Origin of the sequence: Desulfosporosinus youngiae DSM 17734 (assembly GCF_000244895.1) — a bacterium.
Classification (GTDB): Bacteria; Bacillota; Desulfitobacteriia; order Desulfitobacteriales; family Desulfitobacteriaceae; genus Desulfosporosinus; species Desulfosporosinus youngiae.
On the sequence record NZ_CM001441.1, the window covers coordinates 849,213 to 863,670 of the forward strand.

Annotated in this window: 14 protein-coding genes; 8 read left to right on the forward strand and 6 right to left on the reverse strand. The window is 48.5% G+C overall.

Annotated features, from left to right (window positions below):
* Positions 1-16: 16 nt before the first annotated feature.
* Together DESYODRAFT_RS04005 and DESYODRAFT_RS04010 are read right to left on the reverse strand one after the other, a co-directional pair.
* Positions 17-1,579: a nickel-dependent hydrogenase large subunit gene (locus tag DESYODRAFT_RS04005; RefSeq protein ID WP_007779707.1), complete on the reverse strand. Its 1,563-nt coding sequence runs from the start codon at positions 1,577-1,579 to the stop codon at positions 17-19.
* Complete coding sequence (locus DESYODRAFT_RS04010) at positions 1,580-2,656, reverse strand: hydrogenase small subunit (protein ID WP_007779709.1); 1,077 nt, start codon at positions 2,654-2,656, stop codon at positions 1,580-1,582. It lies immediately after the preceding gene.
* Between the two features lie 301 nt (positions 2,657-2,957).
* Here DESYODRAFT_RS04010 and hypF point away from each other — a divergent pair, with 301 nt between their 5' ends.
* Genes hypF through DESYODRAFT_RS04035 form a run of 5 tightly spaced genes read left to right on the forward strand, consistent with a single transcriptional unit; the run spans position 2,958 to position 7,967 of the window.
* A complete protein-coding gene (gene hypF / locus DESYODRAFT_RS04015; RefSeq protein ID WP_007779713.1) occupies positions 2,958-5,237 on the forward strand; it encodes a carbamoyltransferase HypF in 2,280 nt (759 codons plus the stop codon).
* A gap of 1 nt (position 5,238) precedes the next feature.
* Positions 5,239-5,469 carry a HypC/HybG/HupF family hydrogenase formation chaperone gene (locus DESYODRAFT_RS04020; RefSeq protein WP_007779715.1) on the forward strand — a complete coding sequence of 77 codons (231 nt, stop codon included), beginning with the start codon at positions 5,239-5,241 and terminating at the stop codon, positions 5,467-5,469.
* Positions 5,453-6,544 (forward strand): hydrogenase formation protein HypD, encoded by a 1,092-nt coding sequence (gene hypD / locus DESYODRAFT_RS04025; RefSeq protein WP_007779718.1) that lies wholly within the window; start codon positions 5,453-5,455, stop codon positions 6,542-6,544. The genes DESYODRAFT_RS04020 and hypD overlap by 17 nt, the downstream gene beginning before the upstream one ends.
* Positions 6,545-7,537, forward strand: coding sequence for a hydrogenase expression/formation protein HypE (gene hypE, locus DESYODRAFT_RS04030; protein WP_007779719.1), 993 nt, complete (start codon positions 6,545-6,547; stop codon positions 7,535-7,537).
* Between the two features lie 19 nt (positions 7,538-7,556).
* Complete coding sequence (locus DESYODRAFT_RS04035; RefSeq protein ID WP_007779721.1) at positions 7,557-7,967, forward strand: DUF3842 family protein; 411 nt, start codon at positions 7,557-7,559, stop codon at positions 7,965-7,967.
* Positions 7,968-8,109: 142 nt separating this feature from the next.
* Here DESYODRAFT_RS04035 and DESYODRAFT_RS04040 read toward each other — a convergent pair whose 3' ends face one another.
* The 4 genes from DESYODRAFT_RS04040 to DESYODRAFT_RS04055 are packed head-to-tail and all read right to left on the reverse strand — an operon-like array spanning position 8,110 to position 11,882.
* A complete protein-coding gene (locus DESYODRAFT_RS04040; RefSeq protein ID WP_007779723.1) occupies positions 8,110-9,228 on the reverse strand; it encodes a metal ABC transporter permease in 1,119 nt (372 codons plus the stop codon).
* The gene (locus DESYODRAFT_RS04045) at positions 9,212-10,135 is read right to left on the reverse strand and encodes a metal ABC transporter permease (protein ID WP_007779725.1); all 924 of its coding nucleotides are present in this window, start codon (positions 10,133-10,135) and stop codon (positions 9,212-9,214) included. The genes DESYODRAFT_RS04040 and DESYODRAFT_RS04045 overlap by 17 nt, the downstream gene beginning before the upstream one ends.
* A 3-nt stretch (positions 10,136-10,138) precedes the next feature.
* Positions 10,139-10,900: a metal ABC transporter ATP-binding protein gene (locus DESYODRAFT_RS04050; RefSeq protein WP_007779727.1), complete on the reverse strand. Its 762-nt coding sequence runs from the start codon at positions 10,898-10,900 to the stop codon at positions 10,139-10,141.
* Positions 10,901-10,919: 19 nt separating this feature from the next.
* The gene (locus DESYODRAFT_RS04055; RefSeq protein WP_007779729.1) at positions 10,920-11,882 is read right to left on the reverse strand and encodes a metal ABC transporter solute-binding protein, Zn/Mn family; all 963 of its coding nucleotides are present in this window, start codon (positions 11,880-11,882) and stop codon (positions 10,920-10,922) included.
* Between the two features lie 531 nt (positions 11,883-12,413).
* Here DESYODRAFT_RS04055 and DESYODRAFT_RS04060 point away from each other — a divergent pair.
* The 3 genes from DESYODRAFT_RS04060 (at position 12,414) to cysK (ending at position 14,411) form a co-directional block, all read left to right on the forward strand.
* A complete protein-coding gene (locus tag DESYODRAFT_RS04060) occupies positions 12,414-12,905 on the forward strand; it encodes a metal-dependent transcriptional regulator (RefSeq protein ID WP_007779731.1) in 492 nt (163 codons plus the stop codon).
* Between the two features lie 193 nt (positions 12,906-13,098).
* Positions 13,099-13,245: a hypothetical protein gene (locus DESYODRAFT_RS27910; RefSeq protein ID WP_157137109.1), complete on the forward strand. Its 147-nt coding sequence runs from the start codon at positions 13,099-13,101 to the stop codon at positions 13,243-13,245.
* A gap of 245 nt (positions 13,246-13,490) precedes the next feature.
* Positions 13,491-14,411, forward strand: a complete 921-nt coding sequence (gene cysK, locus DESYODRAFT_RS04065; protein ID WP_007779734.1) for a cysteine synthase A — start codon at positions 13,491-13,493, stop codon at positions 14,409-14,411.
* The last annotated feature ends 47 nt before the right edge of the window (positions 14,412-14,458 follow it).

A 14,458-nucleotide genomic window follows, 5' to 3' on the forward strand; every position in this document is an offset into this window, starting at 1 on the left:
GTGCTTCCCTCCTTTATTACCAGCCGATCTGGAATTTCTTAATATCGTTGGTTACTGGATCAATAAGGTGAATTGCACAGGCAAGGCAGGGATCGTAAGAGCGGACAACCCGGACAATGTTGACAGGATTATCGAGGTCAGGAACGGGCACTCCGATGAGAGCCTGCTCAACCGGGCCGCGGACATCCTTGTCATCCCGGGGCGAGAAGTTCCAGGTTGTTGGAACAACCATTTGATAATTTTCTGTTTTGTGATCAGCGACTTTGATAAAGTGACCAAGTGAGCCTCGCGGTACTTCGGTCATGCCTGCACCTTGCCCGGTAGCGGGGGCATTCCAATGTTCAGTGTCATGAATGCGAAAATCCTTGGAACCCATTTCTTTTTCTAAGGCATCCAACCAATTGAACATATCTTTAGCCATGAGAAGAGTTTCATAAGCACGAGCCGCATGACGTGCTACAGCACCCGGCTTAATGCTGTACTTGGCGATAATATCCATAAGTCCTTTAGGCTGCATAACAAGCATTCGGGCCAGAGGTCCGACTTCCATCGGTTTGCCTTCATAACGGGGAGCTTTAACAAAGGTATAGGCACCCTTCTTATCCAGATCAGGTACGGTATCCTCGGTATAGGGTGTTTTTCCGTTAGGGCTGGCTTTATACCAGGAATATTGAACGTCTTCCGTAATTTTTGCTTCATCGACCGGTTTGACATTACTTAAATCCCCATCCGTGATAACGCCTGCTTTAAAGAATAAATCCTTACCGGCATCATCGCGGGCAAATCCGCCATAAGAAAGATAGTTAGGACTTCCTCCGCCGACACCCGCCTGAGCCAAGGGCAGAAGCGGACCTGTTCCAAAGGTTAACACATCCTGTAAATAAGTTTTCTCAATAAAATCAAGCTGCTCATATAACATTGAACGGAATTGCTCAACAACGGTGATGTTAGGCAGCATAGTTACGCCGCCGACGACGATCGAAGATTGATGGGGCTGTTTTCCGGCGAACAAGGCGGACATTTTCTTAGCTTTCGCTTGCATCTCCAGGGCTTTTAAGTAGTGGGCAACGGCCATGGTCACTAATTCCGGATCATTGACGCTGAAAGCATCAGGTTTGTAGCGGGGGGTTAGAGGAGCGGTATCTCCGGCGGTAACCAGTTTTACTATTTTATCCTTTACGGCAAGAAGTCCGGGGTCTTTCCCTTGATATTGGGCCACAGCCATAACATCTATATAATCAAGAGCGCTCAGGTGATAAAAATGCAGGGGATGATCATGGAGGTACATAGCCCCGATAATCAGATTCCGGATAAGCCGTCCGCCGGCCGGAACACTTGCCCCAAAGGCTTTGTCCAGGGCTAAAGAGGACGCCCAGCCATGGGAACCGGCACAAACGCCGCAGACACGTTCTGTAACATAAGTAGCATCACGTGGATCACGCCCGCGGAGCATGGCTTCAATCCCCCGGTACATGGTCCCGATAACATGGGCGTCAACAACTTTGCCATTCTCGACTTCTACTTCAACCCTTAAGTGTCCTTCAATACGTGTTAAGGGATCGATAACTACTTTCGCCATCTACATGTCCTCCTTATGATCCTTATTGCTCAGTCTTCCGCTTGCTGCAGTAGCAATTAAATGGGCACCCAGGCCTACTGCTGCGGCTCCGCCGATAACAGCCCCGACGGTATCTGCATTGACCCGGCCGATGCCTGGAAGGGAAAACATTTCTTGTTTAGAGTATAATGGACTAAATCCATCATAAAACTCTTTTTCTGAACATCCGGAACAGGGAGATCCAGCATTAATGCAAAAGTTGGCATTGTCGTTCCACCATACCTGGGCACAGTCTGTGTAAGTCTTGGGACCTTTGCAGCCCTTCAGAATTAAGCAATACTCTTTTTGAAGCGGGTCGTTCCAATCGGTAAGGAAGTTTCCATTCTCAAAGTGACCGCGCCGCGGACAGTTGTCATGCAGCAAACTTCCATAGAAGACCACGGGACGGTTTTGCGAGTCAAGCTCCGGAGCTTTTTGATAGGTCAAGTAATAGAGGATGGTGCCGATCAGGGTTGTGGGTTTGACCGGGCAACAGGGAAGATTAATGACGGTTTTGTTAATTCCCTCTTTTCTGAGGAGTTCTGCTACTCCGACAGCCCCGGTTGCACAGGCTCCGGGTATTCCGGCGCCCTCAGATGCGCAGCTTCCGATGGCGATAATTACTTGAGCTTTTTGGGCTGATTCAATCAGAATTTTGCGGAAAGGTCTTCCGCCAATCATACAGAAACGGTCTTCTTCAGCGGGACAGGAACCCTCAACCACAAGTACGAAGTTTTCTGTAAGTGCTTGGTGGTAGGCTTCTTCTGATGTATAACCGGAACCGGCCATAATCGTTTCGTGATAGCGTATGGAGAGCATGTCTAAAATAAGTTCGGCGGGTGAAGGATTTAAGGTAGAAATGGCTGATTCAGTACACCCGGTGCAATCCATTCCTTCCAACCAGATAACAGGTGGTTTCTTTAGTGCCTGTTCCGCGGCGCTGGCTGCCTGAGGGATTATAAAGTCGGGTAGCCCAAGTGCTGCTGTTGTGGCTGCAATTAATTTCATAAAATCACGCCGAGAAACCCCTTTGACTGTGAGCAAATCAAAAATACCCATTCTTGCAGAACACCTCCTGAATTGAATAATTCCGTCGACTACGTAGCTTAGATTAGTTGAAACTTTTATACTAACATATATTCTTAATTTAAACTTAAGTTTCCTTCTTTTTTAAAGAATTTTTTGAAAATTGACAATTTAAGATTGTAATTTGATAATCATTAATACTAATGGCAAGAAATTGTCAAATCATTTGTATAATTATAGACTTGAAGAAATCAGAAGTTGGCGTGTACAATAAGAGTGTCAAAATTATGATCATGAAGAATGATTACAGTAAGCTTGAAAGCTGGATGAAATAATGAAAAAACAAGCAAAAGCTATTTACTTTAATGGTATTGTTCAAGGAGTAGGCTTTCGGCCTTTTGTTTTTAAGCTTGCAGAGGAACTGGATGTTAAAGGATGGGTGAATAACTCAAGCCGTGGTGTAACCATTCATGCCGAAGGAAATAATCTTGACTTGTTCTATCAGCGTTTGCGGACAGAAGCTCCTCCTTTGGCTCAAATTTTGACAGCGGGATCGGTTGATATAGAAATTATCAATTATGAAAAATTTGAGATTACAGACAGTGAAACAGTGGAAGACACAGATGTTCTGATTTCGCCGGATGTTGCAACCTGTCAGGCTTGTCTCAAAGACATGGCTGACCCCAAGAACCGCTTTTATCAATTTCCTTTCACAAATTGCACAAATTGCGGCCCTCGCTATACCATTATCCGGGATGTGCCCTATGATCGGACCTTAACTACGATGTCAGATTTTCCAATGTGCCAATCTTGTGAAGCGGACTATAAAAATCCAAGCAATCGAAGGTTTCATGCCCAACCCGTTGCCTGTACAAATTGCGGACCAAAGCTTCAGCTTCTTGATGCCCTTGGCCGCCCGCTTGCGGGCCTGGGAGCAGATCAGCTTGCTCAAGGCGGGATCATCGCAGTAAAAGGTCTGGGGGGGTTCCATCTCGTCTGTGATGCGCGAAACCCGGAAGCCGTCCGCCGTTTGAGAGAGCGGAAGGAACGGGGAGCAAAGCCCTTTGCAGTGATGGCCCGGTCGATGGCCAAGGCGCACAGCGAAGTCGTGATCAGCGGCAAGGAAGAGGAATTGTTACACAGTCCGGCAGCCCCTATCGTTGTTTTAGAACGAAGATCGGGAATCAGCGATTCTTTGCCGGAGGAGATTGCACCCGGGTTACATACTTTAGGGATGATGCTTCCCTATACTCCCTTACACTATTTACTCTTTGAAGGACCCTTTGATTTTTTAGTCATGACAAGCGCCAATCTGAGCGGACGTCCACTTATCTATACAAATGATGAGGCTTTGGCATCTTTGCAGGGAGTGGCGGATTTTTATCTTATCCATGACAGGGATATTTTCCATCCCTGTGATGACTCGGTCCTTCAAGTGATCGGAGATGAAGCCGTTTTTTTGCGGCGCGCCCGCGGCTATGTCCCCTTACCCATCTTAATGTCAGCGTTTCAGGTTAAAACCTCACTGCTTGGTGCAGGCGGAGATCTTAAGAATGCTTTTTGCCTGGCCAGGGGTCAGAGGGCCTTTGTCAGTCAGTACTTAGGAGATATGGAAGGGTACGAAAATTTTCAGCGCTTCCGCCAGGAACTGGAATCCTTTCAGAGAGTGGTTAATATCACCCCCAGTTCGATGGCTTATGATAAACATCCCAACTATCACTTAACCGGATTTGCCTTGGAACAGAGTATGCCGAAACAGGCTGTACAGCATCATCACGCCCATTTAGTCAGCGTGCTGGGGGAATGGGACAGACCGGAAGCGACTCTCGGAGTTATCTGTGACGGAACCGGTTTCGGAGAGGATGATTGCATCTGGGGGTTTGAATTTCTGTATGGCAATTCCTCAGGTTATGAACGCAAAGCTCATCTGGAGTACTTAGGGCTGCCGGGAGGAGATGCGGGTGCGAAACACCCTTTGCGAATTGCCTATGCTTATCTTAAGACTCTTTTAACAGATGAAGTGTGGCAAAAGACCATGTCACTTTGGTCAGCTCTCCCAATTCACGAACGTCAGATTTTAGACCGTCAGCTTGAGACAGGAGTTCAAGTCTTTCAAACTTCAAGTGCGGGAAGGCTCTTTGATGCGGTCAGCGGATTGCTGGGTGTTTGTACAAAGGTCACCTATGAAGGGCAAGCTGCCATAGAACTTGAAAGTACAGCAGCCAGGTTTTTGAACTCAGGCCTGCAACCTATTGAGGAATCATTCTCCTACCCTTATGAAATTCGGGCAGAGAACGGGGTTCTCATTCTAGGTGTCGGAGTGCTTTTCCAAGCATTAGTCCACGACCTTCTTCAGGGCGTAAGCCGGGAGGAAATTGCCTTCCGCTTCCATATAACTGTGGCCCGGGCTATTGTTGATTTAGCCGTGCGCTTAGGTGTGGAGAGCGGGCCTTTGGTATTAAGCGGGGGGGTATTCCAAAACAAGCTATTGACGGAAGCAGTTCTGTTCAACTGCAAAGAAAAAGGGATTAGAGTTTTGCGGTCCCGAACACTCCCCCCAGGGGATGGCGGACTGGCCTTCGGACAACTATTAATCGCAAATGAGGTGTTGTAAGATGTGTTTAGCTATTCCTGCCAAAGTAGTTACGCTGAAGGGATCCCTTGCCCAAGTGGATATGATGGGAAACGAACGGGTTGTCAGTACGGACTTAGTCCCGGAGGTTAAGCCCGGCGACTATGTCTTGGTCCATGCAGGATTCGCCATCGGAATAATTGATGATGAGAGCGCCAAAGAGACGGAAGACCTTTTATTGGAGGTAGCCAAGGCTTATGAAGAAGGGGAGTAAGGAACGACAAGCTAAAGCGAAGGATTACTTGGCCGAGATTAAGGCGCTGGCTCAGAGTCCCTATACAATAATGGAAGTTTGCGGGACCCATACCGTTGCCATTGCCAAAAACGCTATTCGAGAGCTGCTGCCGGATACGGTGCGCTTAATTTCCGGTCCGGGCTGTCCGGTCTGTGTGACGGACAGCAGTGATATTGACCGTTATCTGTATTTAGCGGCACAGCCAAAGGTTATTACCGCTACATTTGGAGATATGATTCGTGTGCCGGGTACAGACAAAAGCCTGCAGGGTCTGCGCGCGGAAGGTGCGGACGTCCGGGTTGTTTATTCAACTCAGGATGCCTTGGAATTAGCCCGCAGTAACCCGGATAAAGAGGTTGTATTTCTGGGAGTTGGATTTGAAACCACAATCCCTACGGTCGCAGTGAGTTTAGAAATAGCTAAACGGGAAGAAATCAAAAATTATAGTGTGCTGTCCATGCACAAAGTCGTCCCTCCGGTTTTAAAATTGTTGGCTGTGGATGATCAATTGGCTGTGGATGCTTTTCTTCATCCGGGACATGTTTGCTCAATCATCGGGATCAAACCGCTTGAGTTTATGGCCGGAGACTATGGTTTGCCGGGAGCAGTGACAGGATTTGACGCTCTTGATATTTTAGAAGGGATTGTTATGCTCCTGCGCCAACGTGCGGAGGAGCGTTCAGACATCGAAATTCAATATCAACGTGTGGTCAGGGCTGAGGGAAATCCTCAGGCCAAACGGTTTATTGAGCAGGTTTTTGAACCGGTGGATGCGTCCTGGCGAGGAATTGGACTCATCCCCCAAAGTGGTTTAGGGATTCGGGAAGACTATAGCCTTTGGGATGCGGCACGAAAATTTTCCTTACCCGTTTTTAATTCGCCGGATACACCGGGTTGTCGTTGCGGCGATGTTTTGAGAGGGCTGATCTATCCCACCCAATGTCCTTTGTTTGCCAAACACTGTACACCAATGAAGCCGGTGGGGCCTTGCATGGTTTCGACGGAAGGGTCCTGTGCGGCTTATCACCGTTATGCTCAGAAGGGAGCGGATTAAATGGAACGCATTATGTTAGCCCACGGAAGCGGTGGGCGGCTGAGCCATGAACTAATTCGCAACCTTTTCCAGAAATATCTGGGGAATTCTTACTTGGATCAAATGAACGATGCGGCCCTCCTGCCGGGCCTTGAAAAAATTGCTGTGACCACGGACTCTTTTGTGGTTTCACCTTTGTTTTTCCGGGGGGGAAATATCGGCAAACTGGCAGTGTGCGGTACGGTCAATGATTTAGCGGTAAGCGGAGCAATTCCTAAATTTTTAACCCTGGCCCTTATTATTGAAGAAGGTTTTCCCATGGATGAGCTGGAGCGGATTATTAAAAGCGTTGCTGAGACGGCCGCTGAAGCCGGTGTAGTAATTGCCGGCGGAGATACAAAAGTCGTGGAACGCGGGAGTGCCGATAAAATTTTCATAAACACGACCGGGATAGGGTATATTACAGATCGTTCAGTCGGGCCGGACCGGATTCAGCCCGGTGATGAGATTCTGATTACAGGAACGATTGGAGATCATGGAATCGCAATTTTGTCTGAGCGGGAGGGGCTGGAATTTCAAACTCCTGTGCTGAGTGACTGTGCTCCTTTAAATAACCTGATTGATACCTTTTATCTGCCGGGAGTTAAATGTATGAGAGATCCTACCCGCGGCGGCGTGGCTACAACTCTTAATGAATTAGCCCAACAAGCGGGAGTCAGTTTGCTTTTGAATGAGGAGCAATTGCCTTTGTCTCCCAGCGTAGAAGGTGCCTGTGGGATGTTAGGACTTGATCCCCTTTATTTGGCCAATGAAGGAAAAGCATTAGTCATTGCAGCGCCGGACGCAGCGGATCAAGTTCTCCTGAACATGCGGGCTCACCCTCTTGGCCGGAAGGCAGCTCGTATCGGGCAGGTGCAGGAAGGAAAGCCGGGGCTCGTGCTTTTGGAAACCTTCCTTGGAGGAAAACGTATCCTCGGCATGCTGGAGGGTGAACACCTTCCTCGGATATGCTGAGAAAGTATGAGGGATTATTATGCGGATAGCAGTCATTGACGGACAGGGCGGGGGGATTGGCAAACACATTGTCGAGCAGTTGCGCAAAAGGCTCCCTGAGCTGAATATTCTTGCCCTGGGTACGAACGCGCTGGCAACCGGGGCTATGCTGCGCGCCGGAGCCACAGAGGGCGCATCGGGAGAATCAGCCATTTGTTATAATGTGGAGCGGGTAGACCTTATTGTGGGCTCGGTAGCGATTATGATGGTCTATGGGCTTTTAGGGGAGATAACAGCGGGAATGGCTTCAGCAATTTCGGCCAGTAAGGCGGACAAATTGCTTCTCCCTATTCAACGGGGAAATATTCAGCTCATTGGTGTACACCGCATCCCTCTGCCTCATCAGGTCGAAGCTTTGGTCATGGAAGTAGAGGAACGGCTGAAAAGGTAACAAAGATATATCAAGGTAACAGGAGCGATCCTTCTTGACACGTTATTGTCAAAAAAGGATCACCTCTGTTTTACTAAGCAACATCAATTGTTAAAAGGGCATTAGTGGAGTCAAGGTAAAATCATCTTGAGGGAATAGTAAACTATTGCAGATAGAGTTCTTCATAATTGCGGATACTGGTTTGCCTTCCCTCTTCAGTAAGCTTCAGGGAGCATCCGTCAAAGTGGAGACAGCCCTTTTTCTGCAGGCTGGCGACAATAGATTGAGTAAAACTCTCGCTCCAGTTCAGATGAAGCTGTTCCGGCCGGATCCCAATTTCCGGTGAGCCGTGATCACCTGCTTCCCGGTTATAAAGATGGAAGAGGAGTGTCTTTTGGGCAAATTGAGTTTTTTGCAGCCTGCGCCGGCGCAGGGCACTGACTAATCCGCGACGGGGAGCGAGGACAAAAGCCAGAGTAAAAACCATTCCGGTAACCACTGCCATGCTGCCGGCAATGGAAACGTCAAAGAAGGCTGCTGCCTGATACCCCAGGATGCCATTGACGGCTCCAATGGCCCCGCTAATAATCAGCATGTGTTTCAAATCGTCAGTCAGCAAATAAGCCGTAACCGGCGGGCCAATCATAAAGGCTACGACCAAGACAGAGCCGACGGCTTCAAAAGCACTTACTGCCGTTAAGGAAACCAGGGTCATCAGGCAGTAATGCACCAGGACAGGGGAGAAGCCCAGGGCGGCGGCCAGCATAGAATCAAAGGTGACCAGCTTCAATTCCTTGAAGAAAAGGACAATCACCGCCAGGTTGAGCATTAAGATGACGGAGCTTTTATAGATGGATTTAGCGCCAAGATCCACACCCGAGATAATCAGGCGCTCAAAAGGAGCGAAAGCCAGTTCGCCTAAAAGTACCGCATCTGTGTCCAGATGAACGGACCCCGCGTAACGGGTAATCAGGATTATGGCAATGCTGAATAAGAGAGGAAAGACAATACCGATGGCGGAATCCTCGGACAGAAGCCTGGTGCGGTTAAGGGTTTCCGTCAGCCAGACCGTGACGACCCCCATCAGGGTAGCCCCCATGATTAAAAAAGGGGAGGAAAGGTCATGAGTCAGGAAAAAGGCTAGGACGATACCCAGCAAAATGGTGTGGGTAATGGAATCCGACATCATGGACATTCCGCGCAGAACCAGGAAGACACCGGGCAGGGAACAAGCGATGGCTACAATTACAGCGATCAGTTGAATTTCAAATTGCGGAGACATTCGCGCCACCTCCCTTGGATTTCAGCTTGATCCTGGTTTGCCTGTGTCTGTACAGACGGCTGGCCATCCCCCGGCCCGGAGCAAACATAAGACTGAATAGAACGAGCAGACTGATAAAGAGTACAATACAAGGACCTGTAGGCAGCTTGGGGATCAGGGAGCTGAGGGTGGTGCCGGCAATGCCGGATAATGCCCCGAAAATGGCGGACAGCAGCACCATCACGGCAAGCTTATCCGTCCACTGGCGCGCTGCTACAGCGGGAGCAATCAGCATAGCGCTCATTAGAATAACACCTACGGTCTGCAGACCGATGATGATAGCCAGCACAACCATGAAGGAAAGCAGGAGGTTGAGTTTACGGGGGGAGAAGCCGATACTTTGGGCAAAATCCCTGTCGAAGGTAAAAAGCTTAAACTCTTTCCAGAAAACGATGATCAGAGCCAGGAGAACAGCACCGCAGACCAGCATCAGAATAACATCACGCTGCAAGAGGGTGGCGGCCTGCCCGAAGATAAATCGTTTCAGGCCGGCCTGGTTGGAATTGGGGATTTTCTGGATATAGGTCAGCAGAACCATACCCAGCCCGAAAAATACCGACAAGACTAAAGCCAGTGCGCTGTCAAATTTGATCCGGGAGTGTTTAACGATCTGTACTATAAACAGGGTGGCCAGCAGCCCTGACAACAGAGCTCCAAGCAGAAGAAATTCCGTGTTTTTGCTGCCGGTCAGCAGAAAGGCCAGCACAACTCCCGGCAGTGCGGCGTGGGAGACACCGTCGCCTAAAAGACTCTGCTTTCTGAGAACGGCGAAACTCCCTAAAACACCGCTGATGATTCCTAAGATGGCTGAGCCCAGAGCGACGGTTTGAAAGGTATAGTCCTTTAACAACATCCAGAATGTATCCATTGTTTACACCTTGCTTTTCAACAATGCCCCGCTGCTGCGGTACACTGCTTTTAAATTTTCCTCGTGGAAGACCTCCTCCACCGGTCCGCTGGCCACCACGCGCAGATTGATCAGGGTCACCCAGTCAAAATAGTCGGCTACGGTCTGCAGGTCATGATGGACCACCACCACGGTTTTGCCTTGATCTTTCAATTCTTTAAGCAATAGGACAATGGCCTTTTCCGTTTGCGCATCCACCCCTTTAAAGGGTTCATCCATGAAATAAATTTCTGCTTCCTGCACAAGGGCCCTAGCCAGAAAGACCCGTTGCTGCTGACCGCCGGAGAGCTGGCTGATCTGCCGGGAAGCAAACCTTTCCATACCTACTTTCTGTAAAGTCTGTTTAGCGATTTCCATATCTTTCTTGCCGGGACGTTTCACCCAGCCCAGCAATCCATAGCGTCCCATTAAAACCACATCCAGTACGGTAGCGGGAAAATCCCAGTCGACACTGCCGCTTTGGGGGACATACCCAATTCTGTTTTTATTTTTTGCTGAGCCACCCGTTTCCCCTGGCAGGAAACGGATGACACCGGAGACGGACGTAAGCAGATTGAGCATGGCTTTAATCAGAGTGGTTTTTCCTGCTCCGTTAGGACCAACGATGGCCATCAGCCGGCCTTTAGGGATCTTCAGGTCAACATCCCACAAAACGGGTTTGGCGTCGTAGGCCACGGTTAAATCCTCAACTTCAACGACATAATCCAAGGTTGCCTTGTTGTCCATCTTGCTACCTCCCCGTTATTTACTTCAAGGCATCGACGATTGTATCAATATTGGCTTTGCAAGTAAGGATATAAGTTTCTGCCCCTGAATTTTTTCCGCCTAGAGAGTCGGAATACAATTCGCCGCCGATAGTTACATCAAAACCTTTGGCTTTCACAGCCGCTTGCAAGGCCTCAATTGTTTTGGGAGGGACGGAAGACTCTACAAAAATGGCTTTGATCTGTCTGGCAGTAATAAATTCGGCCAGACTGCTGACATCGGAAGTTCCGGCTTCGGAATCCGTGCTGATGCCTTGCAGACCCCTGACTTCAAATCCGTAGGCTTTGCCGAAGTAATTGAAGGCGTCATGTGCGGTGACCAGCACCCGCTGTCCCTCCGGAACTTCCGCTGCTCTCTGCTGAATGTAAGCATCCAATTCATTTAACTGAGTTAAGTAGTGTTCCAGGTTAGAGCGGTAATCTGCGGCATGGGCCCCATCAATTTCCGTTAAGCTTTGGGCTAACATCCCAGCTACATCCTGCCACAGTTTCACATCAAACCAGATATGGGGATCGTGAACTTTGGGATTATCTTCCGGGTGTAAAAGTTCGGTTTTCTGAAGCCCATCTTCAATGCAGATGACATGTCTGCCCTGGGTGTTAAGGGATTCAAAAATTTCGCCCATTTTGCCTTCCAGGTGCAGACCGTTATAAACCACAACATCGGCGCTTTGCATTAAATTCACATCACCGGCACTGGCCTGATAGAGGTGAGGATCTATTCCCGGTCCCATTAAGCCATGGACACTGACCTCTTCGCCGCCGATGACTTTGGTTAAATCAGCCAGCATGGTTGTGGTAGCCACGACATTTAACACTGAGCCATCTTCCGGGGCAGGGGCGGCATTATCTGCCGCATTCTGTTTTGGGGCTTGAGTGCATCCCGGCAGAAGAAATAGTCCCGCGATTAAAATCCCCAGGATTAATTTGCTTTTGAAAAACATTTGAATCTCTCCTTATTTTAGTTTTAGTTTTTTTAACCAGCCGTCAAGACCTCACCTTTATCAACCTGTCTTTTAAGTAGGGCGAACTTTTGTAAACTTCAGGGAAGCAGAGTCTCCCCCTGAAGCTTCGATAGTCACCTTTAGTTGAATGAGTCTAGGCATTGCCGGCAATCCCCTATAGGAGGGCACAGAAAAAACGGTCTCTCTGACAGTCTTTCGCATAATAGCGGAAGAAACGTTTGCCTGACTGGAAGTTTCCTGTCTCTGAAATTGCTCATATCCCGGACTTTATGTATTTTAACTCTTTATGCTCAAGAGTTTTGTGCATAAGCCGTTTTTATTTAGAAATCATTCACTCCTCCTCGTATAATTAATCTGACTCTGAGAATGTGGTTAGGATTCACCCCAGCCAATAGTCCTTTTAGATAGGGGTGGGAAAATCGGTTTCCCATGGCTAATATATGGTGCCTAAATCAAAAGTGTTACGAATATACTTGTAATAATTCCATTAAAAAAAGAGGAGCTGATGGTATGGGCAACAACACAGACTTGGAATTCCGTACGGTAAGGGGTTATCAACTCATTAGCCGGCAAGAAGGCCATCTTACTCCGGCGATGGAAGATTATTTAGAAATGGTATATAGACTCTGCCTTCGGAACAGCTACACACGTGTAGGCATAATTTCCGAAGAACTGCATGTCAAGCCTTCGTCCACTTCTAAGATGATCTCCCGGTTGGTTGATCAGGGATATTTGGAATACGATCATCATGAAAGCATCCTATTAACCAAGAATGGCCGGGAAACCGGGGCTTATCTTCTTGGCCGCCACAATACGGTTGAACAGTTTCTGCAATTGATCGGCTGTGCCCAGCCCTTGGAAGAAACGGAACTGATCGAGCATTCTTTAAGTCCGGCAACGGTTTCTCAGCTGAATACTTTGCTGGAATTTTTTAAAAGTGAAGAATGTATTATAGAAAAATATGAACAATTTAAAAAGGAAAAGGGTGTACTAACAGAATGAGCCGGCTGTCCCATCCTCCTTTTTGCTTCTGAAAAAGACAACGAAAAAACGAGCGTCTTCAATCTTTTAGATGTGAGGACGCTCGTTGCCTGTCGCAAACGTTTGAATCCCGTTTCCTTGTCTACGCTGAAAAAAGATTCTAAAAGCTTAAAGACCTCAAAGCGAGGTAGCTTCTCCCACAGAAGTGAACCCATTGCATGGAGAGGCGGTAAAAGCCCACAAGCTGGTGCGGGGAAAGGTCGCCACGGGTTCACAAGGTACTACCCGGAGGTTTGGCACGAAAGTGTCCGGTGGACAGTTTCGCCGAAGCGGCTATCTCCAAAGAATACTTATCCGCTGAAGGTAGTCCCGCGCCGGTGAGTGGGCGAGCCTCGGAGTGCTGAGTGAACGGATGTGGGAGAAGCTGCCCGACCCGAGCGACCCCATTTTCATCCTCTGCTTGTGCTACGTTAGCGGCATGAGGATCTACTCTTTTCCGCTTGTCTAAAGGTGCAAGTGTTTTGGTTAAAAGGGGTATACTTGACAAAAAGACTATAGATCGTTATTATTAAAACATACTAACTTGATATGAAATGGGGTATTTAATTGAGAGTTGTTGACACTATTACTGATTTGATAGGAAAGACTCCTTTAATTCGTCTGCAGCGTTTAGTTAAGCCAGGTATGGCTGACATTTATGTCAAAGTGGAGTTTTTTAATCCTGGCGGGAGCGTCAAAGACCGAATTGCCTGGGGAATGATCAAAGATGCTGAGGAACGAGGGGTACTTCGCCCGGGAGGAACTATTATTGAGCCAACAAGTGGGAATACAGGAATTGGCTTAGCGATGATCGCAGCTGCCCGTGGGTATCGGCTGCTTGTGGTCATGCCGGACTCCCTAAGTGTTGAGCGCCGGATGCTTATGTCTGCCTATGGTGCGGAATTTGTCCTGACCCCAGGAGCGGAAGGTATGAATGGAGCAATTACTGAAGCAAAACGCTTGCTCAAGGAAAACCCGGATTACTTCATGCCTCAGCAATTTGAAAATCCGGCTAATCCGGAAGCTCACCGTAAGACAACCGCCTTAGAACTTATGGAGCAGTTGCAGGATATCCATGGGTTTGTCGCCGGAATAGGTACCGGAGGAACGATCACAGGGATTGGGGAGGTATTAAAAGCCCGTCTTCCCGAAATAAAGATCATCGGAGTAGAACCGGCTTCTTCTCCGGTCATTTCAGGCGGACAACCAGGTCCGCATAAAATTCAAGGCATTGGTGCGGGATTTATCCCCGATATTTTAAACAAGACGATCTTGGATCAAGTCGTTCAAGTGAGTAATGAGAATGCCATGGATACAGCCCGGCGTCTGGCACGGGAAGAAGGACTCTTGGTAGGCATTTCATCGGGAGCGGCTGTCAGCGCGGCCCTCCAAGCCGCCTCAGCTTTGGGAGAAGGGAAAAACCTTGTTGTCTTAGCCCCGGATACCGGGGAACGTTATTTGAGCACGGAACTATTCAGCAACCGATAGGCAAATCCCCTCGTCCGATTTGGAACGAGGGGATTTTGCAACAGGGG